Source organism: Faecalibacterium sp. IP-3-29, from assembly GCF_023347335.1.
Lineage (GTDB): Bacteria > Bacillota > Clostridia > Oscillospirales > Ruminococcaceae > Faecalibacterium > Faecalibacterium duncaniae.
The window spans coordinates 16,241-40,156 of the sequence record NZ_CP094471.1 but is presented as its reverse complement, the minus strand read 5'-3'; the positions used below and the strand labels follow the sequence as shown (position 1 = coordinate 40,156).

20 protein-coding genes are annotated in these 23,916 nt (G+C 57.4%); 10 read left to right on the top strand and 10 right to left on the bottom strand.

The features are described 5' to 3' along the window. Positions 1-106: 106 nt before the first annotated feature. From feoB to MTP40_RS00135, 6 genes are all read right to left on the bottom strand, one after another. Complete coding sequence (gene feoB / locus MTP40_RS00160) at positions 107-2,449, bottom strand: ferrous iron transport protein B (protein WP_249259617.1); 2,343 nt, start codon at positions 2,447-2,449, stop codon at positions 107-109. Between the two features lie 216 nt (positions 2,450-2,665). After that, positions 2,666-3,691, bottom strand: a complete 1,026-nt coding sequence (gene galE / locus MTP40_RS00155; protein WP_156059215.1) for a UDP-glucose 4-epimerase GalE — start codon at positions 3,689-3,691, stop codon at positions 2,666-2,668. 260 nt (positions 3,692-3,951) lie between these two features. Next, positions 3,952-5,025 carry an aldose epimerase family protein gene (locus tag MTP40_RS00150; protein WP_098923978.1) on the bottom strand — a complete coding sequence of 358 codons (1,074 nt, stop codon included), beginning with the start codon at positions 5,023-5,025 and terminating at the stop codon, positions 3,952-3,954. A 222-nt stretch (positions 5,026-5,247) separates the two neighbouring features. Beyond that, a complete protein-coding gene (locus tag MTP40_RS00145; RefSeq protein ID WP_097773076.1) occupies positions 5,248-5,838 on the bottom strand; it encodes a hypothetical protein in 591 nt (196 codons plus the stop codon). A 225-nt stretch (positions 5,839-6,063) separates the two neighbouring features. Next, positions 6,064-6,864, bottom strand: a complete 801-nt coding sequence (locus tag MTP40_RS00140; protein ID WP_249259616.1) for a PD-(D/E)XK nuclease family transposase — start codon at positions 6,862-6,864, stop codon at positions 6,064-6,066. Positions 6,865-7,009: 145 nt separating this feature from the next. After that, complete coding sequence (locus MTP40_RS00135; RefSeq protein ID WP_249259615.1) at positions 7,010-10,936, bottom strand: efflux RND transporter permease subunit; 3,927 nt, start codon at positions 10,934-10,936, stop codon at positions 7,010-7,012. 526 nt (positions 10,937-11,462) lie between these two features. Here MTP40_RS00135 and MTP40_RS00130 point away from each other — a divergent pair. From MTP40_RS00130 to MTP40_RS00105, 6 genes are all read left to right on the top strand, one after another. Next, complete coding sequence (locus MTP40_RS00130) at positions 11,463-12,401, top strand: PSP1 domain-containing protein (protein WP_249259614.1); 939 nt, start codon at positions 11,463-11,465, stop codon at positions 12,399-12,401. A gap of 290 nt (positions 12,402-12,691) precedes the next feature. Continuing rightward, the gene (locus MTP40_RS00125; protein ID WP_005929040.1) at positions 12,692-12,862 is read left to right on the top strand and encodes a DUF362 domain-containing protein; all 171 of its coding nucleotides are present in this window, start codon (positions 12,692-12,694) and stop codon (positions 12,860-12,862) included. Between the two features lie 134 nt (positions 12,863-12,996). Then, on the top strand, positions 12,997-13,671 hold the full coding sequence (locus tag MTP40_RS00120; RefSeq protein ID WP_227611697.1) for a tRNA1(Val) (adenine(37)-N6)-methyltransferase: 675 nt from the start codon (positions 12,997-12,999) through the stop codon (positions 13,669-13,671). A gap of 107 nt (positions 13,672-13,778) precedes the next feature. Next, complete coding sequence (gene rsmI, locus MTP40_RS00115; protein WP_156065764.1) at positions 13,779-14,618, top strand: 16S rRNA (cytidine(1402)-2'-O)-methyltransferase; 840 nt, start codon at positions 13,779-13,781, stop codon at positions 14,616-14,618. Between the two features lie 251 nt (positions 14,619-14,869). Continuing rightward, complete coding sequence (locus MTP40_RS00110) at positions 14,870-15,358, top strand: YfcE family phosphodiesterase (protein WP_005929053.1); 489 nt, start codon at positions 14,870-14,872, stop codon at positions 15,356-15,358. After that, positions 15,355-16,122, top strand: a complete 768-nt coding sequence (locus MTP40_RS00105) for a biotin--[acetyl-CoA-carboxylase] ligase (protein WP_005929057.1) — start codon at positions 15,355-15,357, stop codon at positions 16,120-16,122. Before MTP40_RS00110 ends, MTP40_RS00105 begins: the two co-directional genes overlap by 4 nt. A gap of 271 nt (positions 16,123-16,393) precedes the next feature. Here MTP40_RS00105 and MTP40_RS00100 read toward each other — a convergent pair whose 3' ends face one another. Then, positions 16,394-16,930, bottom strand: a complete 537-nt coding sequence (locus MTP40_RS00100; protein WP_207684368.1) for a gamma carbonic anhydrase family protein — start codon at positions 16,928-16,930, stop codon at positions 16,394-16,396. Between the two features lie 105 nt (positions 16,931-17,035). Between MTP40_RS00100 and MTP40_RS00095 the strand changes: the two genes are divergently transcribed. After that, positions 17,036-18,325 carry a D-alanyl-D-alanine carboxypeptidase family protein gene (locus MTP40_RS00095; RefSeq protein ID WP_097769882.1) on the top strand — a complete coding sequence of 430 codons (1,290 nt, stop codon included), beginning with the start codon at positions 17,036-17,038 and terminating at the stop codon, positions 18,323-18,325. A 183-nt stretch (positions 18,326-18,508) separates the two neighbouring features. On the opposite strand, the gene MTP40_RS00090 is transcribed toward MTP40_RS00095, so the two are convergent. Both MTP40_RS00090 and MTP40_RS00085 read right to left on the bottom strand, forming a co-directional pair. Continuing rightward, on the bottom strand, positions 18,509-19,474 hold the full coding sequence (locus MTP40_RS00090; protein WP_249259613.1) for a hypothetical protein: 966 nt from the start codon (positions 19,472-19,474) through the stop codon (positions 18,509-18,511). After that, the gene (locus MTP40_RS00085; RefSeq protein ID WP_097769884.1) at positions 19,471-20,109 is read right to left on the bottom strand and encodes a rhomboid family intramembrane serine protease; all 639 of its coding nucleotides are present in this window, start codon (positions 20,107-20,109) and stop codon (positions 19,471-19,473) included. Before MTP40_RS00085 ends, MTP40_RS00090 begins: the two co-directional genes overlap by 4 nt. Before the next feature lie 102 nt (positions 20,110-20,211). Between MTP40_RS00085 and MTP40_RS00080 the strand changes: the two genes are divergently transcribed. Continuing rightward, positions 20,212-20,676, top strand: a complete 465-nt coding sequence (locus tag MTP40_RS00080) for a hypothetical protein (RefSeq protein WP_249259612.1) — start codon at positions 20,212-20,214, stop codon at positions 20,674-20,676. A 30-nt stretch (positions 20,677-20,706) separates the two neighbouring features. Here the strand turns inward: MTP40_RS00080 and mgtE are convergent, their stop codons facing one another. After that, positions 20,707-22,278, bottom strand: a complete 1,572-nt coding sequence (gene mgtE, locus MTP40_RS00075; protein ID WP_249259611.1) for a magnesium transporter — start codon at positions 22,276-22,278, stop codon at positions 20,707-20,709. 612 nt (positions 22,279-22,890) lie between these two features. On the opposite strand from mgtE, the gene MTP40_RS00070 reads away from it, so the two are divergent. Beyond that, positions 22,891-23,250: a type II toxin-antitoxin system RelE/ParE family toxin gene (locus tag MTP40_RS00070; protein WP_035393236.1), complete on the top strand. Its 360-nt coding sequence runs from the start codon at positions 22,891-22,893 to the stop codon at positions 23,248-23,250. Then, a complete protein-coding gene (locus MTP40_RS00065) occupies positions 23,247-23,534 on the top strand; it encodes a helix-turn-helix domain-containing protein (RefSeq protein ID WP_097769886.1) in 288 nt (95 codons plus the stop codon). Before MTP40_RS00070 ends, MTP40_RS00065 begins: the two co-directional genes overlap by 4 nt. Positions 23,535-23,916: the final 382 nt, after the last annotated feature.

Below are 23,916 nucleotides of genomic sequence, written 5' to 3'. Positions count from 1 at the left end.
GGGCAGGCGGCGTGAAATCAACTGATCCATATATTTTGTCCAACGCAAAAAGCCCGCACCATGAAGATTTTCACGGTACGGGCTTTTGATATGCTTCAGGACAGGGTCACAGCACCGCCACGGCGAGGAACCGCACAATGAGCGCGGCAAGCCATGCCACAACGCACTGGTTCACGACCATAACGGTGGCCCAGCGGCCGCCCATCTCCCGCTTGACCGATGCCACAGCGGCGATGCAGGGGGTGTAGAGCAGGCAGAACACCAGCAGGGGAGCCGCTGCCGCCGGGCTGAGCGCCGCGCCCAGTGCGGCAGAGGAGCCATACAGGATGGTAAGGGTGGAGACGACGCTCTCCTTTGCCATAAAGCCGGTGATCAGCGCCGTGGACACCCGCCAGTCGCCAAAGCCCAGCGGCGCGAACAACGGCGCGATGCCGCTGGCGATCCAGGCCAGGATGCTCTCCTGCGGGTCTGCGGTCAGGCTGAGCTGGAAGTCAAAGTTCTGCAGGAACCAGATGATGATGGTTGCCAGGAAGATGACCGTAAAGGCACGCTCGAGGAAATCCCGGGCCTTTTCCCAGAGCAGCTGGGCCACATTTTTCAGGCCGGGCAGGCGGTAGTTGGGCAGCTCCATGACAAAGGGCACGGCCTCGCCCTTGAACAGCGTCCCCTTGAGCAGAAAGGCCATACCAATGCCCACAAGGATGCCCAGGAAATACAGGCCCACCACGACCAGTGCGGCGTACTCCGGGAAGAAGGTCACCGCAAACAGGCTGTAGATTGGGAGCTTGGCCGAGCAGCTCATAAAGGGCGTGAGCAGGATGGTCATTTTCCGGTCCCGCTCCGAGGGCAGCGTGCGGCTTGCCATCACGCCGGGGACCGTGCAGCCAAAGCCGATGAGCATGGGCACGATGCTGCGGCCCGAAAGACCGATGCGCCGCAGCAGCTTGTCCATCACAAAGGCCACACGGGCCATATAGCCGGTATCCTCCAGCAGGGAAAGGAAGAAGAACAGGGTCACGATGATGGGCAGGAAGCTCAGCACACTGCCCACACCGGTAAAGATGCCGTCGATCACCAGCGAATGCACTGCTTCGTTGACGTTCCACGCCGTCAGGGCATTGTCCACAAGGATCGTCAGGTTCTCAATGCCCAGTTCCAGCAGGCCTTGCAGCCCCGCGCCGATCACGCCGAAGGTCAGATAGAACACCAGCGCCATGATGCCCACGAACGCCGGGATCGCCGTGTACTTTCCGGTGAGGAAGCGGTCGATCCTTGCGCTGCGCAGTTGCTCCTTGCTCTGGTGGGGCTTTACCACGGTCTGATTCACCAGCTGATGGATAAAGTGGAACCGCATGTCTGCAATGGCAGCGGCGCGGTCCAGACCGCGCTCCTGCTCCATCTGCAGGATGATATGCTCGATCATCTCTTTTTCGTTCTGATCCAGCTTCAGGGCCTCCTCAATGCGGGGGTCGCCTTCCACCAGCTTTGTGGCGGCAAAGCGCACCGGGATCCCCGCCGCCCGGGCGTGGTCCTCGATGAGGTGGATGATGCCGTGGATGCAGCGGTGAACCGCACCGCCGTGGTCATCCTCGCCGCAGAAGTCCATCCGGCCCGGACGCTCCTGATACTTTGCCACATGGATGGCGTGATCCACCAGCTCATCCACGCCCTCGTTCTTGGCGGCGGAAATGGGGACCACCGGGATGCCCAGCATCGCTTCCATCTCGTTGATGTTGATGGTGCCGCCGTTGCCGCGCACCTCATCCATCATATTCAGTGCCAGCACCATGGGGGTGTCCAGCTCCATCAGCTGCATCGTTAAGTACAGGTTGCGCTCGATGTTGGTGGCATCCACGATGTTGATGATGCCCGTGGGCTTTTCGCCAATGATGAACTGGCGGGTCACGATCTCCTCGCTGGAATAGGGCGACATGGAGTAGATACCGGGCAGGTCGGTGACTTCGGTATCGGGATATTCCCGGATGGCACCGCTCTTGCGGTCCACTGTCACGCCCGGAAAGTTGCCCACATGCTGGTTGGAGCCGGTGAGCTGGTTGAACAGGGTCGTTTTGCCGCAGTTTTGATTTCCGGCCAGCGCAAACGTCAGCACCGTTCCCTCCGGCAGCGGGTGTTCGCCCTTTTTGGTGTGGTAGCGGCCGCCCTCGCCCAGGCCCGGGTGCTCCACCATCCGGCCAGCCTTCCGTGCCGGAGCTGCTGCGGGTGCTTCCGCCGGGGTGATCTCGATCCGTGCCGCATCGTCCAGCCGCAGGGTCAGCTCATAGCCGTGGATCTGCAGCTCCATGGGGTCTCCCATGGGGGCAAATTTCACCAGCGTGACCTTCTCGCCGGGAATCAGCCCCATATCCAGAAAATGCTGGCGGAGTTCTCCCGTTCCGCCCACTGTATCGATCACGGCACTTTCGCCGATCTTCAGTTCCTTTAATGTCATGGCAGATGCCTTTCCTTCGACAAAATGTTAGTGTATGTGAACAGTCTTAATATAAGCTAACTCAAAGGCATTGTCAAGGCAGGAAGCGGCAAAAATTCTCGCCTGTCCCCGCTGTTTTTTGTAGAAATCTTTCTCCTGTTCCGGCAGATTTCCGGGCAAAAGAAAACGCACCCCTGAATTTTCACGTTCAAAGGTGCGTTTTGAGAACAGTTCTGTTTACTTCACGGTGTGGTAGCCGTCGGGGTTGTTCTTCTGCCAGTTCCAGCTGTCGGCACACATCTCCTCGATGCCGTACTCAGCCACCCAGCCCAGCTCATTCTTGGCCTTGGTGGGGTCGGCATAGCACTCGGCGATATCGCCGGGGCGGCGGGGATCGATCACATAGGGGATCTGCTTGCCGCAGGCCTTCTCAAAGGCATGGATGACATCCAGCACGCTGTAGCCGTGGCCGGTGCCCAGATTGCAGATGAACAGGCCGCAGTTGGTCTGCAGCTTCTTGATGGCGCAGACATGGCCCCGGGCCAGGTCAACCACATGGATGTAATCGCGCACGCCGGTGCCGTCGGGGGTGGGGTAGTCGTTGCCAAAGACGTGCACCTTTTCCAGCTTGCCCACGGCCACCTTGGCGATGTAGGGCATCAGGTTGTTGGGGATGCCGTTGGGGTCCTCGCCGATCAGGCCGGACTTGTGGGCACCGATGGGGTTGAAGTAACGGAGCAGGGCCACATTCAGAGTGGGGTCAGCCTTGCAGACATCGGTCAGGATGCGCTCGGTAAAGGCCTTGGTGGTGCCGTAGGGGTTGGTGGTGGCACCCACGGGGAAATTCTCGGTGATGGGCACGCTGGCGGGGTCACCGTAGACGGTGGCGGAGGAGCTGAACACGAAGTTGCGGCAGTTGTGGCGGCGCATCACGTCCAGAATGACCAGGGTGCAGTTGAGGTTGTTATAGTAGTACTCGATGGGCTTGGAAACACTCTCGCCCACAGCCTTATAGGCGGCAAACTGGATGACAGCATCGATATCAGGGCACTCGGTGAAGATCTTCTCCACGTCCTCGTGCTTTGTCATATCGGCCTGATAGAACCGGAAGTCCTTGCCGGTGATCTGCTTGACCCGATCCAGCACCACGGGGGAAGCGTTGTAATAGTTATCTGCCACCACGATGTCAAAGCCAGCGTTCAGCAGTTCGATACAGGTGTGGCTGCCGATATAACCGGCACCGCCGGAAACCAAAATTGCCATAAAAGTACCTCTCTTCTCGTCACCAAAGTTGCTTGCGCGGGGCAGGCCCGCCTTCTGCCACAAGGATACAACGTTTTGGCCGCAGAATCAAGTAACGGGAATTTTATAAGGATGGATTTTTGTTTCCATTTATTTTTCCGCGCATTGATTTACAAGCGTTTTTTGTGTTTTGCACATGGAGTGATGGAACGCTTTGTGCAAATCAGAGAAAAAGGCCCTCCCGGGCAAAGCTGTCAGGCTTTGAATGAGAGGGCTGCATTTTACAGTTTCCCGCACTGTTTGCCGGTGAAGAACCGCAGGGTGGTGTTGGCACGGAACACTTTCCCGGCCCGCAGGGCGGTGGAGGGGAACTCCGGGTGGGAGGGGCTGCAGGGGAAGTGCTGGGTCTCCAGCGCAAAGCCTCCGTATTTCTGCATCGGCACGCCGCCCTTGCCGGGGGCAGGGCAGTCCTGCAGGAAATTGCCGGTGTAGAGCTGCACGCCGGGCTGGGTGGTATAGACCTTCATGCTGATGCCGGTCTTATCGCTGGAAGCCCAGGCGCACAGGCTCTGGCTGGCACCGCGGCCCCTGTCGATGACAAAGCAGTGGTCATAGCCGCCGCCCACCATGGTGGTCTGGGAAAAGCCGGTGTCGATGTCCCGGCCAATGGGCTTGCCCGCCCGGAAATCCATCGGCGTGCCCGCCACGGGCAGGATATTGCCGGTGGGGCAGGTCTCGTTGTTGCCCTCCAGATAGCGGGACGCATAGATGCGCAGCTTCTGGCCCAGCACATCGCCGCCGCCATCCAGATTGAAGTAGGTGTGGTTGGTCAGGTTGATGATGGTGTCGGCATCAGAGGAGACACGGTAGTCCATCCGCAGGGCGTTGTCCTCGGTCAGGATATACCGCACCGAGATCTTCAGATTTCCCGGGAAACCATCCTCTCCATCGGGGCTCTCGGCCTCCAGAAGCAGGGTATCGCCAAAGGCCTTTACCTCATACAGCTTGCGCGGGAAGGTGCCGTGCAGGTGGTTTTTGCCGTTGTTGGCTTCCAGCTGATAGGTCTTGCCGCCCACATTGAACACGGCATTCTCAATGCGGTTGGCGTACCGGCCCACGAACGCGCCGCAGCAGGTACTGCCGGACGATTCAAAGTCCTTGACATAATCGGCGTAGGTGTCGTGGCCCAGCACCACATCCACCGGCCCGCGCTTGGTGGGCACCCAGATATTCTTGATGATACAGCCGTAGTTCAGCACACTGACCGCCAGCCCGCCGGGGTTCGAGATGATGTATTCATTGATCTTTTCGCCGTTTGGGGTCATGCCAAAGGGCTTGGAGAGAAACTGTGCCATAGGGCTCGCCTCCTTTTGTATTTTTTGGGGACAGCACACTCTCTGTTTTATCCTTTATTGTTTTGATTATATCACAATTTTCTCCTTCTGTGTTGGCATTTTTTAAGGGAATCTATCCAATATTTCGAGAGATTTTTTGTAAGTTCTGCCCCATAGGCCCAAAAAAGCCCCGGAGGGCCAGGGGTAGGCGCTCCGGGGCTTGTATGAATTTTGAATTTGTACTTATGCCTTCAGGTCAAGCTTATCCTGAATTGCCTGGTCATAGCTATTTTCCCACTTATTGACCTTCAGCGTGATCGTCTGTCCCTCAACGGTCGTGACAATATAGGCCAGCTTATCGCCATTGAAGCAGTAGGCAATTTCCTGTCCATTCGATACAATGGTTTCTGCATACATGGTCTCGCCAGTAGCCTCAATCTTGTACTCCGGTGCAACCACAATGTTACCTGCAACAGGAGTAATAGCAGTAGAACCCTGCTTCAGAGATTCGCCCATGCTAGGAGACTCAACCCACTGGCCAGCTTGATTCTTATAATAACCCTTGCCATCCTTAACGACAACTTCCATCGAGTTATTTGCGGTAAACTGAATCTTTGCGTACATATTCTGGCCGTTAATGGCATACACGTAGTTCGCAGAAGATTCCTTATCCACCAACGTCATATCTGCGTAGACTTTACCGGACTTCTGATTTGCTTCCACGATCTTCTGCAGACGGTAAGAAGGTGCGCTGTCCTCGCCGCAAGCGGTGAGCAGTGCCATTGCCATAACGCCGGCCAGCAGAAGAGCGGCCATTTTCTTGAGCATTTTCATTTGTAGAACCTCCAATGTAAAATGATATTTTACCACACAGAAAGCATACCCCTACACCTTCCGTAGTGTGACCTCATTTTACATCTACCCCCCCCCCCCCCTGTCAATATTTTTTATTGAATTCCCCAATTTTTGGAGACTGTGCCAAAGCTGCGGCAAATTTTTTAGCAGATTGACAAAAAGCACCCCTCACATGGCTGTGAAGGGTGCTTTGGGGAAGTTTTCTTATGCAGAACACGGTTCGGTAATTGCCTCCCGCACCTGTTCTAACGAAAGTTCGGTGGTCTGGGCGATCTTATCCAGATCATGCTCTCCGTTCTTCCAGAGATTGAGCGCAATGCGCTTTCCCTTTGCCACCTCGGCATCTTCTCGTTCCCGATCAACGATCACCTGCATTGTCTTGCACATAGCTGCCACTCCTTCCGTTTCTTCTTTAAAGTATTTTACTCTTGCCCTTATTTTGGGGTTCCGGATATCCCGATAGTCATCACAGCGGAAATCCTGCATCAGCGCACCGACCTCATCCGTTCCCCGATATGCGCCGTTCACATATACGATATGTGCACGGTCGTGGAACAGCTTCCCGGTTTCCTGAATCGTCCGTTCAATATTGTAAACTGGCAGACCATCTCCCAAAACATCATTTGCCGTAATAAATATGATATATGTCTCAGGCAGGTCAGAATATTTTTCACCAGAAGTCGTCAGGCGGGAATCAAACATCGCACTGTTCAGCCGCGCCCGTTCCGGAGCGGCTCCCTTATCTTCCTGCTGTACTTCGATATCATACTGCTTGCCTGCATCATCCGTTGCATAAATGTCCAGCCGTACAGAACGGCCAAACAGATTGCCGATCGTAAGCTGTGTTGCAGACCTTGCGACGGTCAGGTCCTTTCGTTTCAGGATGATGCGAAGCAGCTCCTGTGTGCTCTCTTTATCTCCTGAAAACACCTGTGTCATAAAGGTGTCATCCATCAGGGTGAATTTACGGATAGCATTCATGCGTTCTTCATTCTTCTCATCCAACTGTACGAACCGCATTTCCGCCATCCTTTCGTTTCAGAAAAAGAGTACTTTTCTACGTTTATATTTTATCATCATTTTATCTATACTGCAAGTATCAAAAAAGCACCCCTCACATAGCTGTGAAGGGTGCTTTGGGGAAGTTTTCTTACTCCGGCTGAGCGGTGTTCTGGGCGATATACTCGGCGGCATCATCGGGGATGTCGTCAAGGTTCTCATCGCCGATATCCACGTTCAGCGGCGGCTTCTTGAAGAGGATGTCATACATCAGGGGCACAACGTACAGGGTCATCAGGGTGGCGTAGGTCAGGCCGAAGATGATGACGATGGCCATGCCGCTCATCAGCTGGCTGGCCATATCGCCGCTGAACACCAGCTGGAGCATGGCCAGAACGGTGGTCAGGGTGGTCATCAGGATGGGGCGCATTCGTGTTTTGCCGGTGGCGATCAGGGCCGCGCGGCGCTCCATGCCGCCGATGCGCAGCTGGTTGGCGTAATCCACGAACACGATGCCGTTGTTGACGACCGTGCCCATCAGGACGATGAAGCCCATCAGGGAGATCATAGTCAGCTGCTGGCCGGTGAGCAGCAGACCCAGCAGGCCGCCGGTAAAGGCCAGCGGAATGGTGAACAGAACAATGAAGGGGGAGAGCAGGCTCTGGAACTGGGCCACCATAACAAGGTAGACGAAGGGCAGAGCCAGGAACATCCACTGGCCCATCTGATCCACCACCATGCCGTTGATCTCAGAGCCGCCGCCCATATAGAAGCTGCAGCCCTCGGGCATTTCATCGGATGCGGCAAACTCGTTCAGCTTCTTTTCCAGCGCGCGGGTCTCGGTGGTGGTATTGGTGCCCTCCACCGCGTCCGCCGTCACGCTGATATAGCGGGTCTGGTTCTTGCTGGTGATGGAGTCCGGGGTGGAGCCGGTGACCCAGGTGGCCATATCGCCCAGCGTGCAGGTGCCGGTCTCGGTGGTGCCGTCGGCGGCCATAACGGAGGTCGTAAAGGTCATATCCATCATGTTTTCCTTGGTCATGGGGTCCAGATTGTTGCTGATCTGGACATTCATGGTGGAGCCATCGATGGCAACGGGGGTCTGGGCCGTGGTGGTGGTGGTCAGCTTGGCGGCGATCTGCTGGTAGACCTGCGCCACGGTCAGACCGTAGGAACGGACCTTATCCCGGTCGATCTGCAGGTTGATGGTGGCATCGCCGCTACCCAGACCGTTGGTGGCATTGGTAAAGCCGTCCATCTCGTTGACCATATCCACCACCTTCTCGGAGAGGGCAGTCATGGTATCAATGTCGTTGCCGGAGATCTGGACGGTCAGGCCCATATCCAGCTGGCTGGTCAGCTCCTGCATTCCGCTGATCTCAACGGTAGCGGTGCAGTTCTCCACGCCGTTCACAGCTTCCTCCAGCGCCTCACGGGCCTGTTCGATCTGCCGGGAGGAGAGGCTCTTGTCCAGCATCACGTTGATCTGGTAGGTGCCGTAGCTGTTGGCGGCTTTCAGCAGGTCGGTGATGGTCTGGGGCAGACCCAGCTGGCCGACATCCATTCCGGCCACGCGGCTGTCGGTGGTAACGCCCACCTCTTCCACGTTGTCCACAGCCAGCAGGGCATCAATGACATTCTCGGCCACAGCATAGGATTCTTCCTTGGTCAGATCCTTCTCGGTGGAGAGGGTGACGATGGCCTCGTTGCTGGTGATGGTGGGCAGCATCTCAACGCCCATGGACATCACACGCCAGCCGCAGAACACCAGCAGCACCACTGCCGCGCCCAACGGTGCCCAGCGGTGCTGGAAGCACCATTCCAGGCTCTTGACGTACTTTTCCTGCACCTTATCGAACCACTTGAGCTCTTTGGGCTTGGAGTTTTTCAGCAGGGTAGAGGAAGCCGCCGGGGCAACCGTCAGGGCCACGATGAGGGAAGCAGCCAGACAGTAGCCGATGCACATGGACATGGGCTGCAGCAGGCTCTTGATGACACCCGATGTGAAGATGACGGGCAGGAACACGCAGACAGAGGTGAGGGTGGAAGCCATGATGGCCATGCCCACCTGCTTGGTGCCCTGGACCGCCGCGCGGGCAGCGGGCACGCCGCGGCTGCGCAGACGGTAGATGTTCTCGATGACGACGATGGAGTTATCCACCAGCATACCAATGCCGAGGGACAGGCCCGCCAGCGTCATAATATTCATATCCAGACCGGTGAAGTACATGAGCACCACGGCAAACAGCACCGACAGCGGGATACTGATGCCGACCACCAGCGTGGGCTTGATATCCTTGAGGAAGATGGCCAGCACGATGATGGCAAGGGCCGCACCGATGAGCATACTGCTCAGGATGCTGCCGACGATGATGCTGATGTAGTTGCCCTGGTTGGACAGCACGACCACATGCAGGCCATCGTATTTCTGTTCCAGCTCTTTGAAGGCAGCCTTGCAGTTGCCGGAAACTTCACCGGCGCTGGAAGAATTGCTCTTGAAGATCTTCAGCACCACAGAGCGCTCGCCGTTCAGGCGGGTAAAGCTGTCCTCCGCGTTGTCAATGATCTGCACATCGGCCACGTCAGACAGGCGGACATCGCCAAAGCCATCCACATGGAGCAGCAGGGCACCGGAGATATCCTCGATGCTGTCGTACTCCTCGCCGACCTTCAGCAGCCAGGACTTGTTGCTGGAATCCTTGACATAACCGGCGGGCATGGAGAAGTTCTGGGCATAGATCAGCTGTGCCAGCGTGTCAATATCCAGCATCTTGGCCACGTCGGAGTTCTCCATGGCCATCTGCTTGGCATCCTCATACTGCTGCTTGGCATCGGCCAGCTGCTTCTCGTAATCATTCAGCATCTCGCGGGCCTCGGTGAACTTGATATAGGCCTGCAGCTGCTGCTGGGAATAGCTGCCCACGATCTGGGTGAACTGATCCATCAGGCCGGGCACGTCGTCCATGGCCTTGATGGTGCTCTCCAGCGTGTTATAAATGTTGCTCAGGCTCTGCTGCACCTGCAGATCATCGACCAGCTCCCCGGCCGTTGTGCCGGCGGTGTCGCCCTGCGCGTTCAGGCGCTGCTGCAGATCCTGCAAAGCGGTGGTCAGCTTATCGGTGATATCGCGCAGCTCCGCCACGATCTCGATCAGAGAATCGATATCCTGCATTCCGGTCTCATTGAACTTGTCCACGACCCGCTGCAGGCCGTCCCGCACATCGATCAGGGCCTGCTGGATCTCCGGCTCGTTGACCACGGCAATGAGCTGGTTGACGCTCTCCAGAAGGGCCTGTGCCTGCTTCTTGACCAGCATGAAGGAATCCTGCAGTTCGCCGGAATACTGGCTGTTGATGGTATCGCTGACCAGCTTGTCGTAATTGGCCAGCTGGGTCTCGTACTGCTTTCTGCCCGCCTCGATCTGGGCTTCGGCACTGTCCAGCTGGGCCTTTGCATCGGCCAGCTGCACGTCAATGACTTCCAGCAGCTTTTCGTTGATGGCATCGATCTTTTCCTGGTCAAGCTGCACCTGCACCATCCGGGTGACCAGGCCATTGGCGGAAATATTGGAAACGCCGCCCTGACGCTCAATATAGGGGACCATGGTGTCGTTGACGAAATCGGCCAGCTCATAGGAATCGCTGCCCTCGCGGCTGACGGCCACGGTCATAAAGGCGTTCATGTTCAGGGTATATTCAATGATGGAGGGGGTCATACAGGTGCTTGGCAGGCTGGAGGTGGTCTGATCCACCTTGTTGGACACCTTGACCACGGCACTGTTCATGTCCGTATCGTCCTCAAACTCCATCAGCAGCAGACTGTAGTTTTCTGCCGAGGTGGCGGTGACGTTTTTCACGCCCGAGATGGTGCCCAGCGCACTCTCCATCACGTCGGAGACCTCGTTCTCCACACGCTCCGGGCTGGCACCGGGATAGACCGTGACCACCATCAGGTACGGTGTGTTCACGTTTGGCAGCAGATTGGTCTGCATGTTCTGCACGGACACAAGGCCCAGCATAATGACCATGATGACTGCAACCAGAACGGTGAACGGTTTTTTGACGCTGAATTTTTCCATTTCTTCCTACCGTTTCTGTGTTTTCCCACGCATTGCGCGGCTGCTCTTTTTCTCAGAGCGGCTCAAAGTCGATACCCCTATTATACACCCGGTTCCGGGGCTTGCAAGGCTTGCCCGGAGATTCTTTAGCAAATCTTGAAAATCTTTTGTGAAATCCGGATGATACCTCAGTTTTTTGACGTTTTTGAGATCAAATTTCAGACGGAGTTCAAGTGGGATACGAATGAGCGGGGCGGAATGTTGCAGAGGATGAAATTTTTTTATCGGCTCCCCCTTTGGGGGCAACGACGACGACCGCCGCCAGTGGCGGATTGAGGGAGGAGTTGTTGGGGCAGTGGCCAGCAAGGTGCGAGTGCAATTGCACGAAGCAGCTGCTGGGAGCCACAACCTGGGCTGGCGAACGAAGTGAGCCTGAGAGGGCTGTTCAATTTTCAACGTTTATGCTATAATAATCTTCAGAATGGATCTATAGGCCCTTCTGCAGGCCTTTTTACAAGATAGGGGAGTTTCCCCTGTGAGGAACAGTATGAAAAAAGTCATCTCTGTCCGTTTCAAGGAAAACGGCAAAAGCTATTATTTCGACCCTGCCGGGGCCGACATCAAAGCCGGCGAATACGTGATCGTGGAGACCGCCCGCGGCATTGAGTGCGGCGAGGTGGTGCAGGGCGTGAAGGAGATCGCCGACAGCGCCGTTTCCAAGGCGCTCAAGCCCATCACCCGGATGGCCGACAGCGTGGATGTGCGGCGGATGCGCCAGAACCGCGAGGATGAGAAGCGCGCCTACCACACCTGCCAGGAGTGCATTGCCCGCCACGGCCTGGAAATGAAGCTGGTGGAGGCCGAGTACACCCTTGACCGCTCCAAGATCATGTTCTACTTCACCGCCGACGGCCGGGTGGACTTCCGCGAACTGGTCAAGGATCTGGCCGGCATCTTCCACACCCGCATCGAGCTGCGCCAGATCGGCGTGCGCGACGAGAGCAAGATGATCGGCGGTCTGGGCATCTGCGGCCAGCCTTTCTGCTGCAGCCGCTTCCTCAAGGATTTCCAGCCCGTTTCCATCAAGATGGCCAAGGAGCAGGGCCTTTCCCTGAATCCCACCAAGATCAGTGGTGCCTGCGGCCGGTTGATGTGCTGCCTTTCCTACGAGGAAAACGCCTACGAATACCTGAACAGCATCATGCCCATGGTGGGCAGCACCGTGCGCACCCCGGATGGTCTGGGCACCGTGCTGGAGGTGAACCCCATCTCCGGCTACCTGCGGGTGCGCTGCGGCACCGAAGCCCTGACCCCGCGCTACTATAAGGTGGGCGTGTGTGAGTATATCAGCGGCGGCAAACGGGCACCCCGCCGCCCCGACCCGGACGACGATTATTCCGGTGTGCGCAACCCCGCCCCGGTGGTGGCAGCCGCCGATGAAAAGGGCAATGTGGGCTGCGGCAAATGCCCCAAAAAAGAGAAATAATTCCCAGAAAAATAGTGGGATATCACTGTGGTTAGTATCATAAAACTAACCTTTCTTCGTGATTTTCGCCAAAAAACTCTCTTAATTTTCCCGCAAAGTTAGGCCTTGCTTTTGTGCAACCCCACAAAAATAAAACTTTGGGCTTTTATGGCACACGGTTAGTCTTGCCTTTTCTTTTCCACTTTGTTAGAATGCAGACAAGGATGAATTCCGGGGAAGCCTGCTGGCACCGTGCGAGGGCAGACTTCTTCTTAAAGCTAGTGCACGGGTGATAAAAGGAGAGTTTTATTATGGCACACAAGGTTTCTGACGCATGTGTTGGCTGCGGCGCTTGCGAGGGCGCTTGCCCCGTTGGTGCTGTCACCATTGAGAATGGTGTTGCAGTTGTGAATGCAGACGCTTGCATCGATTGCGGCGCTTGCGAGGGTGCTTGCCCCACCGGTGCTATCGCTGCTGAATAATTTCACGGCGAACACTGAAAAAACGCATCAAAAGCAGCAGACCTGTCAAAAGCGGGTCTGCTGCTTTTCTTTCATGCACAATTTTCCCCGATTTTTCCGCCCGATATTTTGGCAGTGGATTTTAGGTGCTGTATATGGAACATTCCACCGAGATTTTGTATAATAGAACAAGAGTCTATTGTTCAGCCGTGCACCGCTTTGGCTCAGACGCGCTGCTGCTGGCCCGGTTTTCGGAGCCAAAGCGGGCCTGGCGCGCCGCCGACCTGTGCTCCGGCTGCGGCATCGTAAGCCTGGAATGGCACGACCGTGGCCACCGCGGCCCCTGCCTGGGGCTGGAGCTGCAGCCCGAAGCCAGCGCGCTGCTGGCCGCCGCCTGCGCCGAACAGGGCATTGAGCACGTCACGCCCGTCTGCGCCGACCTGCGCTCCTTCCGGGAAGGCGCGGGCAGCTACGACCTGTGCGCCTGCAACCCGCCCTATTTCACAGCAGGGGAACAGGCCGCCGACAGGGCCCGGGCCACTGCCCGCCACGAGACGGACTGCACGCTGGACGATGTCTGCAAATGCGCGTTCCGGCTGCTGAAGGATGGCGGGCGGCTCTCGCTCTGCCACCGGCCTGAGCGGCTGGCCGAGGTGCTGGCGGTCCTGCGGGCCAACCGGCTGGAGCCCAAGCGGCTGGCCTTTGTGAAGAACCGGCCGGATGCCGCCCCCTGGCTGTTTCTGGTGGAAGCACAGAAGAACCGAAAAACAGGGCTGCGGGTCGAGCCGGATGTGCTCATCTCGGCAGGCGCGGCACTGTATGGACGCTGAACCTCTCAAACGCTGCGCGCCAAGTACGGGTTGCGGCTCCTAGTAGGAGAGGTGGCATCCCGTAGGGATGACGGAGAGGTTTTGTACAAATCAAATGGGAGGATACTATGGCAGGTACTCTTTATATCGTTGCCACACCCATCGGCAACCTGGATGACATGCCGCCCCGTGTGGCAGCCACCTTTGGCGCGGCAGATTTTATTGCCGCGGAGGATACCCGCGTGACCATGAAGCTGCTCAACTTTCTGGGGCTGAAAAAGCCGATGGTGAGCTACTACGAGCACGCCCTGCAGAAGGGCGAGGGGATCCTGCGCCGCATTGAGGAAGGCGAGAACTGCGCCCTGTGCAGCGATGCCGGTATGCCCTGTGTGTCGGACCCGGGCGAGGTGATCGTGCGGGACGCGCTGGCCCGGGGCATCAAGGTGGTGCCTGTTCCGGCAGCCTCCGCCTGTGTGACGGCGCTGGCCGTCTCCGGTCAGGACACCTCCCGCTGGGTGTTCGAGGGTTTTCTGCCTGTGAACAAAAAGCAGAAGCGGGAGCGGCTGGCCGAGCTGCAGGGGGAAAAGCGGACGGTCATCTTCTACGAAGCGCCCCACAAACTGCGCACCACGCTGGACGACCTGACCGCCGCCTTCGGCCCTGAGCGGAGCATCACCCTCTGCCGGGAGCTGACCAAGCTCCACGAGGAAATCTGGAAAACGACGCTGGGCGAGGCCCAGACCCATTATGCCGAGAATGACCCCCGCGGCGAGTATGTTCTTGTGATGGCCGGTGCGCCCGCCGCCGAAGCCGAAGAAGAACTGACATTGGAGCAGGCCGCCCAGCGGGCGCTGGAACTGACCCGGAACGGCTATGCAGCCTCTGCCGCCGCCAAGGCCGCCGCGCAGGGCACGCCGTATTCCAAGAGTGAAGTGTACAAGCAGCTGCTTGCTTTGCAGGCAGATTGACCTCTCTGTCCATGCTTCGCATTGCCCCCTCTCCTGACAGGAGAGACAAGAACGTAAGCTTGGCTCCCCTACCAGGAGCAACAGCAACAACCGCCGCCAGTGGCGGATAAAGGGCGTTGCTGTTGGGGCCGCGGCCAGCAAGACATAAGTGTTGTTTACAACACGAAATGAATGCTGGGAGCCGCAACCCGTACCTGTCGCCGAAGGCGACTGAGAGGTTTAATATGTATAAATAAGGAGGACGTAGTCCCGTGACGAAACTTTTGATCCTGAGCGACAGCCACAACAGCGCCAGTGCAGTGGAGCGCATCCTGCACGCAGAAAGCGATGCAAATGCCGTTGTCTTTTTGGGAGATGGCCTGCGCGATCTGGAAGAGGCGCTGACCCTGCACCCCAAAATGAAGGTCTACGCCGTGGCCGGCAACTGCGATTTTGGCGCGTTGGAGCCGCTGGACGGGCTGGCCGCCTTCGATCAGGTGGTTGTTTTCTATACTCATGGTCACATGTACGGTGTAAAATACGATCTGGACACGCTGGCGGATGCCGCCGCCGCCCGCGGCGCTGAGGTGGCATTGTTCGGCCACACCCACAAACCCATCGCCCTCCAGAAAAACGGCGTGTTCCTGTTCAACCCGGGTTCCTGCGGCCGCTGCTACACCGGCCCCAACACCTACGGCGTGATGCTGTTGGACAAGGGCAAGATCACCAGCTTTGCACACAAAGAGGTACCGCAGCAATGAGCATCAATGAGGTGCGTTATCTGCCCGAATGCGGCAGCACCAACGCGTATATGAAAGAGCATTTTGAAGAGTTCGGCCCTGTGGGCGCGGTATATACCACCAACCAGACCGCCGGGCGGGGCCGCCTGGGCCGCACCTGGGTCAACGCCGAGGGCAAGGCGCTGTACTACACAGTCGCCATCCGGGAGCCGCTGGCGCAGCCCGCCACCCTGCCCCTGCTGGCCAGCCTTGCCGTGCGCAGACAGCTGGCCCTGCGCTACGGCGTGGACTGCCAGATCAAGTGGCCCAACGACCTGCTGCTGAACGGCAAAAAGATCGTGGGCATCCTGTGCGAAAGCGTCTGCTACGGCTACCAGCAGCAGGGCCGGGGCATCCTGTGCGGCATTGGCATCAACCTGGCCCAGCCGCAGAGTTATTTTGATGCTGCCGACCTGCCCCATGGCACCTCGCTGGCCCTGCAGGGTGCCGCGATCGATCTGGAGCAGGATCCCGGCTGGCTGGCCGAGGCCCTGACGGATTTCGGCTTTGATCGGCCCCTGTACACCTTTGCGCGGGATGGCTTTGCACCTTTCCGGGAGGAGTACAAGGCCGCCTGTGTCAACATCGGACGGCGGGTGACCTTTGACCTGCCGGACGGCGGGCAGGGAGCAGGCGAGGCCGTGGATGTAGACGAGGAGGGCCGTCTTGTTGTCCGCACCGACAGCGGCGAGGAGCATGTGTTCACCGGCGAGGTCTCCGTGCGCGGCATCTACGGTTCCCTCTGAAACTTGATATCACACAGCGCCCCCGGCAGAGGATCGCTCCGCCGGGGGCGCTGTTTCAGACAAACAAAAGTCCCCTCCGGCGCTTGCGGTACACCGGAGGGGACTCTTGTTTTGGGGTATTGCTTTGGTGTGAGGAGGAATCATGTGCAAGGGAGACGGTTGCGGCCCCGCTCCCTTGTGCTCATAGTATACCCGATTTCGGCGCAAAAGTCATTACTTTCTTGTGAAATCTTGTGAAAATTCTGTTAAGCTTCGCACGAAATTATTTCGCTCACTCGTTTTCACCTTTTTCCTCTTTCCGCAGGGCTGCGGCGTGACGGCGGCCCTCCCCTACATAGTGGGCGGCATTGGCAAGGTTGGCAGCTGCCTGTTCGGGGCTGACCTGCTTGATGATCTTCCCCGGAACCCCCACCACAAGGGAATCGTCCGGGATGATCTTGCCTTCCGGCACCAGCGCACCGGCCCCGATGATGCAGTTTTTGCCCACAACACAGTGGTTGAGCAGGGTAGCGTGCATCCCGATCAGGGAACCGTCTCCCACGGTGCACCCGTGGACAAGGGCACAGTGGCCCACGGTCACGTTTTTGCCCAGCGTGACCGCCCCGCCCGGGTCACAGTGGAGCACCGCATTATCCTGCACATTGGTGTTCTCGCCCAGGGTCAGGGTACCGTCGTCACCGCGCAGAACCGCACCATACCAGACCGAGGATCCCGGCCCCAGCACCACATCACCCAGCACCGTAGCGTTGGGTGCCACGAACACCGCCCCCTCGTCCCGGGGGACTTTTCCACCAAAAGGCAACAACATTGTGAAAAACCACCTTTCTCTTTTCCGTCATTTATGGTATTCTTTTATATAGTGTTTTAGTTTTTGATTCAGGGAAGCCGGGAGCTTCCGTTGGAGGATACGCTTATGCAGAACTCTACTCTCTTCCGCCGGGCGGCGGCCCTGCTGCTGACGGCAGCGCTGGCCCTGACCCTTGTCCTGCCCGGTCTGGCCGCATACGAAATGCCCATCCAGACCGTGAACGAGGGCGAGTCGGTCTATCTGTTCAACGCGGACATCGACAAGCCCATTCTGGAACAGAACGCGGACCAGCAGCGCTACATTGCCAGCCTGACCAAGATGATGACAGCCCTGCTGTTTCTGGAAAGCGGTAAGGACATGAACGCGGAGATCACCATCCCCGCCAGCCTGACCCAGGAGTTCAAGGACATCCAGAACGCCAACGGCAGCACCATCAACCTGCGCATCGGTGAAACGGTGCGCCGCATCGACCTGCTGTACGGCCTGTTGGTGGCCAGCGCCAACGATGCGGCCAGCGTGATCGCCAGTGATGTTTCGGACGGCGACCTGACCGCCTTTGTGGCCCGGATGAACCAGCGTGCCAAAGAGCTGGGCTGCACCAGCACCAGTTTTACCTGCGTGCACGGCCTGTATGATTACGGCAACGTCTCTTCGGCTCACGATCTGGCCCTGATTGCCAAGGCCTGCGCCGAGAACGAGACCTATATGCAGGTGGCAAACACCCTGAGTTATACCCTGCCTGCCACCAATCTGCACCAGAACGAGCGCACCATCACCTCCACCAACCTGATGCTCAACCCGGAGTACCCCTACTACCGGGATTACATCCGGGGCATGAAGACCGGTTTTACCACCCTGGCGGGCCGGTGCTATGTGACCTTTGCCCAGAAGGACGGCCATACCTACGGGCTGGTGGTGCTTGGCTCCGACCTCGACAACATTTACAGGGAGGCCTCCGAGATCCTGGACTGGGCCTTTGCAAGCTTTTCTGACCGGGAGCTGGTGGACACCGAGACCCCGCTGACCACCGCCCCCCTGAAGAAGTGCCGCTCTTATGAGGAAGTGGAGCTTTACGCTGCCGCGCCGGTCAGCGGCTACGGCCATGCGGACGACAAGGTAACCTTCACCTACGACCTTCAGGAGAACATCTCCGCCACCGTCAAGGACGGAGCTGTCCTTGGCACAGCCACCGTTTATCTGGACGGCTATGAGGTGGGCACGGTAGACCTTGTGACCCATCAGGAATATGTCTCCGACTTTCGCACCGACCTTCAGTCCACGCTTCTCCTGATGGCGGCCCTCATCGTTCTTCTGGCTGTTCTCAGCTTCTTCACCCTTGTTGCCGGGGGCGGCTCACTGAATCTGGGCCGGCGCAGAAAAGCACGGAGACGCTGAATCCAATAAGACTCTTTCCAACAAAGTTCCCCCGAAAGGGGGAGCTTTTTGTTTTGGGCAAAACCCAGCTAAACCTCTCCGTCATTGCTCCGCAATGCCACCTCTCCTAATAGGAGAGGCAAGCCAGCAGCAGCGTAAACCTGGCTTCCCTATTAGGGGAGCTGGCGCGAAGCGCCTGAGAGGTTACAGCCCCCGGAATCTTGCAGCCAGCACACTCAAGGTGATCTTGGGGTTCACCTGTGCGCCCAGCCGCTGGATCGCCGCATCGGCGGCTGCAAGGGCCTTGCGGGCGGCATCGCCCTGCACCGGGGCACGGGGGCTGCCGCGCAGCCCTGCGGCCGCTACGGCCCGGAAATCAGCCAGCAGAGCGGCAGCCCCCACCTTATCCTTTTCGTAGGACGCCAGCAGAACAGCGGCGGCATAGCTGTCCTGCGCGGCCGCTGCTTTGGCAAGGGCAAGCGCCTTGTCCACCTGCGCCCGGCGGGCCTCATCCCGGGCCGCATCCAGCACTGTGCCGATGTGGCCATCGAACAGCTCACTGTACAGGGCGGCATCCTTGCTGTCCACCCCCTGTGCGGTGCAGTAGCGGGCGCAATCGGCGGGGGAGACCGGAGCCACCGCAAAGCTGATGCAGCGGCTCCGGATGGTGGGCAGAACGCCCGCCAGCGAATCCGCCGTCAGCAGGAAAAGCACACCCTCGGGCGGCTCCTCCATAACCTTCAGCAGGGCGTTGGCCGATTCCTCGTTCATCCGCTCCACATGGTAGAGCAGCACTGCGCGCCCCTCTGCCGAAAGGCTGGTGTTGAAGATCTCGCTGCGCATGGCCGTGACCTGACCGACCAGATACCGCCCGCCGCTGCCCATACCGGTCACGGAGATGGCTTCCCGGACGATGCCTGTCTCGATCTGGCCGCTGTCGCGCTTACCGGCCTTTGCCACGGCACGGCAGCACTCGCCCCGAAGCAGGGCTTCGGCGGGCGCGCCGCCGTTGGGGTAAAGGTAATCCGCCGCCACGCAGCGGGCCGCAAACCCGGTTCCCAGCCCCTCTTCGCCCACCAGCAGAACACTGTGAGTCATGCGGTGCCCCCCCAGCATCAGCCGGACGCTGGTCTTTAATTCCGAATTGCCTTCCAGACGATCAATCATCATCTCCGATTTTTCCTCTTCCACTGCTCCCGGCGCACCCAGGCGCGGATGTTATGCCAGGCCTGCGGCCCGAAGAACAGAAGGAAGCCCAGCATACAGAGCAGATAGTTCAGCTTGCCCAGCATCCCCATGCTCAGGAAGCTGAACACCCACAGGGCGGCGGCAAAGATGCCGAAATATTTCACCTTGAGGGGGATGACGAAGAAGAGCAGCACCTGCAGCTCCGGGTAAAGCATGGCAAAGGCCAGCAGGAGGGAGAGGGACAGACAGTAGGTATCGGCAGAGCCTGTCAGCAGGCAGGCCAGCCACGCGCCTGCCATCCCCAGCAGGACATAAAGGTTGAAGCGGAAATCGCCCCACTCCCGTTCCAGCGCACTGCCGACGAACCAGGTAAAATAGATGCCCAGCACCACGCTGAGCGGCCCGCCGCCTGAAAAAGGCACCAGCACAAAGGTGAACAGCCGCCAGATCTGCCCGGCGAACAGGGCACTGCGGCTCAGGGAGAGATAAAAGGAAATATACTGGTTGACGAACAGTTCAATGGCGTAGACCAGGATCTGGCCGCCGATGAGGATGTTGATGAGGTTGGGAATGCAGAACCGGCCGTATTTCCGTTCCAGCTTGGTGATCCAGTTCATAGGCAGAAGCCTCCGTTATTCGTAAAATTTGCGCCCCATTGGCCGGGAACGCTCTCTTTTTTCATTGTACCATGATTGGCAGGGCCATTCAAGGCGAAGGGTGTGAACAAAGGGATCTGGCTGTCTGTTCATCCGAGTGCTAAAACAGCAGGTTGTATCCATTTTTGGTGCGTTCAGATGGACTTATCCACTCTTTCCACCGGGTTTTCCACCGGAATTGTGAAAAAAGCACCAGTTTTCCCACGATGTTTTCCACTTTTTCCACTGAGTTTTCCACATTTTCCTGTGAGGTGGTTTATACATGGTGTATTGTATCGCGCGAATCTTTGCGAAAATCAGGGGAATTATGGGCCTTTGCACCTTTTTTCTGAAAGAAAGTCAAACCCGAAAATTTACTTTTTACAGCAGGCAGAAAATCCGCTCCTTGAATTTCTCCCCGTTGGAATGAAGGAGACGGTAGTTTTCCACACCCATTTTCTACAAAAATCGACCTGTGGAAAACAGCGGGAAAACTTGAGTTTTCAACAAAAAGAAACAGCCCTCTCAGGCAAAGCCGTCAGGCTTTGACTGAGAGGGCTGCTCCTATAAAATCAAACGTTACATCATATTCCGGAACACGACCTGCGCGATCTGGAAGTACAGGATCAAGCTGCAGGCATCCACAATGGTGGTGATGAAGGGGGTCGCCATGATGGCCGGGTCCGCACCCAGCTTCTTGGCGGCAAGGGGCAGCATACCGCCCACCAGCTTTGCCAGGATAACGCTTAAGAACAGCGACACGCTGACGACGATGGCGTAGCCCATCACATTGTCATACTGACCGGCAAAGATGAAGGTGTACATCAAGTAGATGCGCAGACCGTTCACCACGCCCAGCACCGCACCCACGATCGCGGAAACACGGAGCTCCTTGGCCAGCACCTTGAGGAAATCAGAGGGTTCCACCTCGCCCAGCGCCAGACCGCGCACCATCAGGGTGCTGATCTGGTTGCCGCAGTTGCCGGCGGTATCCATCAGCATGGGCATAAAGGAGACCAGCAGGGGCAGGCTCACAAAGGCTTCCTCGTAATGGGTGGTGACCATGCCGGTAAAGGTGGCCGACAGCATCAGGATCAGCAGCCAGGGGATGCGCTGCTTGGCGTGGGTCCAGACACTGGTGCCAAAATAAGTCGTGGCCTCATCTGCAGGCAGAATGGCGGCCATCTTCTGCATATCCTCGGTGCTCTCATCGGTCAGAACATCGATTGCATCGTCAATGGTGATAATGCCCACAAACATACCCTCGTTGTCCACAACGGGCATTGCGGTAAAGTCGTAGCGCTGCATCTCACGGGCCACAAACTCCTGGTCATCCGTGACCTTCACGGTGACCACGTTGTCGTCCATGATATCGACCAGCGGGGTATCGGGGTCTGCCAGCAGCAGGTCACGGGCAGAAACAACACCCTTCAGGCGGTTGCGCTCCACAACATAGTTGATATAGACGGTCTCGGCGTTCTCGCCCTGCCGCCGGATGGCATCCAGCGCCTGCCGGACATTCATCTCTTTTTTCAGCCGGACATATTCAGGGGTCATCAAGCTGCCGGCTGAGCTCTCGGGGTAATTCAGCAGCTTGTTCAGGCTCTCGCGGGTCTGCTTGGAGGATTTCTCCAGCACCCGCTTGACCACGCCTGCGGGCATATCCTCCAGCAGGTCGGCAGCATCGTCCAGGCTCATCTCCTCAATGGCGCTGACCAGCTCCACGTCGGAGAAGGCGTTGACCAGGTCATCCCGGGCTTCATCGGACATATAGGCGAAGGCCTCAGTGGCCACTTCCTTTTTCAGCAGGCGGAACACCACCAGACGGTTGTTCTCGTCCAGCTCCTCCAGCAGCTCTGCCAGGTCGGCGGGCTGCTCCTCCTCGGTGACCTCGCGCAGCTTGACGTACTGCTTTTTTACCAGCATCTTGAGCAGGCGGCTCTTGGTCAGCATCTCGGGGTCAGCCTTGACCTCCTCGTCCCGGGCTTCCTCTTTCTCGGCCTCCCGGATGTCCTGCTTCAGGTCCTCTGTAGCTTCCTCGTTCAGATCTCTGACCAGCTTCTGGCGCACCTCGTCCGGGATATCAGCGGGCAGCTCCTGCACAGGCAGGGCGGCCTCGGTCAGTTCGTTTTTCTTTTCTTCCATTTCCATTTTGCGTACCTCCTACCGTATTCCGGCGGTTGGTACAGGGCAAAACAAAAAGCGCCGCCAACGGCCCGCATCCACCCCTTGCCAAGGCTTCCACGCGCACAAAGCCGCGCCCTTTCTCCCCGCTGAGAAGTGCCCGAACAGCACCTCTTACCGGGCAAAAAAGGCGAACGCAGCCTGCTCCATGTCCCGTCCTATCGCACCAAAACCGCATCTTCGACTATGATCCGGGTCCATTGTCCTGCGTTCACCTCCTAAGGATCTTTTCCACTTTTTATTATAGCGCCGGCCAAAAGGCCGGTCAACCCTAAATGCACCGAATCAGGCGGGAATTTCCACCAAAACACGCAGAAAGCCCCTTCCAGTGCTTGCGGACCACTGAAAGGGGCTTTCTGTTTGGATATTGCCTTGGTGTGAGGAGGAATCATGTACAAGGAATCGGTTGCGGCCCCGGTTCCTTATGTCAGTAGTATAGCACCAAAAGCACGGGTTTGCATGAAAATCCTATGAAGAAATTGTAAAATAGCGAGAAGATATTTTTATCGCACCCTTGACAAAATGGGATATATCATATATTATAGAAATAGGATATATCCCATAGAGGAGGGCTGCCGCTTGGAATGTTACGATGTAGACTTCTATCATAAGGAGAATGGCGACTGTCCGGTAGATGATTTTCTGGAATCCCTTGACACCAAAATGCGTGCAAAGGTATTGGGTGCTGTCGCACTGCTGGAAGCCAACGGACCACAGCTGCGAGAGCCCTACTCCAAGTTTATTGGGGACGGGATTTTTGAGATCCGTGCTAAGCAGAGCAGCAATATCACACGTGTTCTGTATTTCTTTTACATTGGAAAGCGCATTGTTCTGACCAACGGCTTTATCAAGAAAACGCAAAAAACGCCACCAGAGGAAATTGCCCTGGCCAAAAAATATCGTGCAGACTATCTTGAACGAAAGGAGAAGATATCGTGAGTGATTTTCGGAATTTTCTCAACAAACAACTGGAAGACCCTGAATTCAAAGCGGAGTGGGAGGCACTTCAGCCAGAGCTTTCGCTGGTACAGGCAATGATCGATGCCCGGAAGGTAAGCGGCCTGACCCAGAAGGAGCTCTCGGAGCGTACCGGCATTGCTCAGGCAGACATCAGCAAACTGGAAAACGGCAACGCAAATCCTTCTCTGCGGACGCTGCAGCGCCTTGCCGCCGGTATGGGAATGCAGGTCAAAATTGAATTCATTCCTGCTCCCGCAAAATAGTATATGGATGAGAGAACCGCTGTATGGAACATTCCGTACAGCGGTTTCTGTTTCCTTACACAAAAATACGCCCCGTTCACTGTAAAGTGAGCGGGGCGCTAAAAACGGATTCGTTTTTGACTGCGGCAAGATCCCTGCAGGGCAGGTCTTATGCAGCAGGCGGAACAAGGTATCTGTTGCCAGACCTTATGCTCCTGACACACGCGGGGTGTGCTTTCAAGGACCCTCGCGGGCGCTTTGGTATTTCAAACACCCTGCCCAGCGCGGTTCGCGGGCCGCGGCGGGCGAGGGAATGAAATCAGAAGTTTGCACAAATGCTCGTTTGCACGTTCATCATGCTCTGCTCAGGGCGGCGGGGCCGCAGTTTCGCACTGCTGCGTTG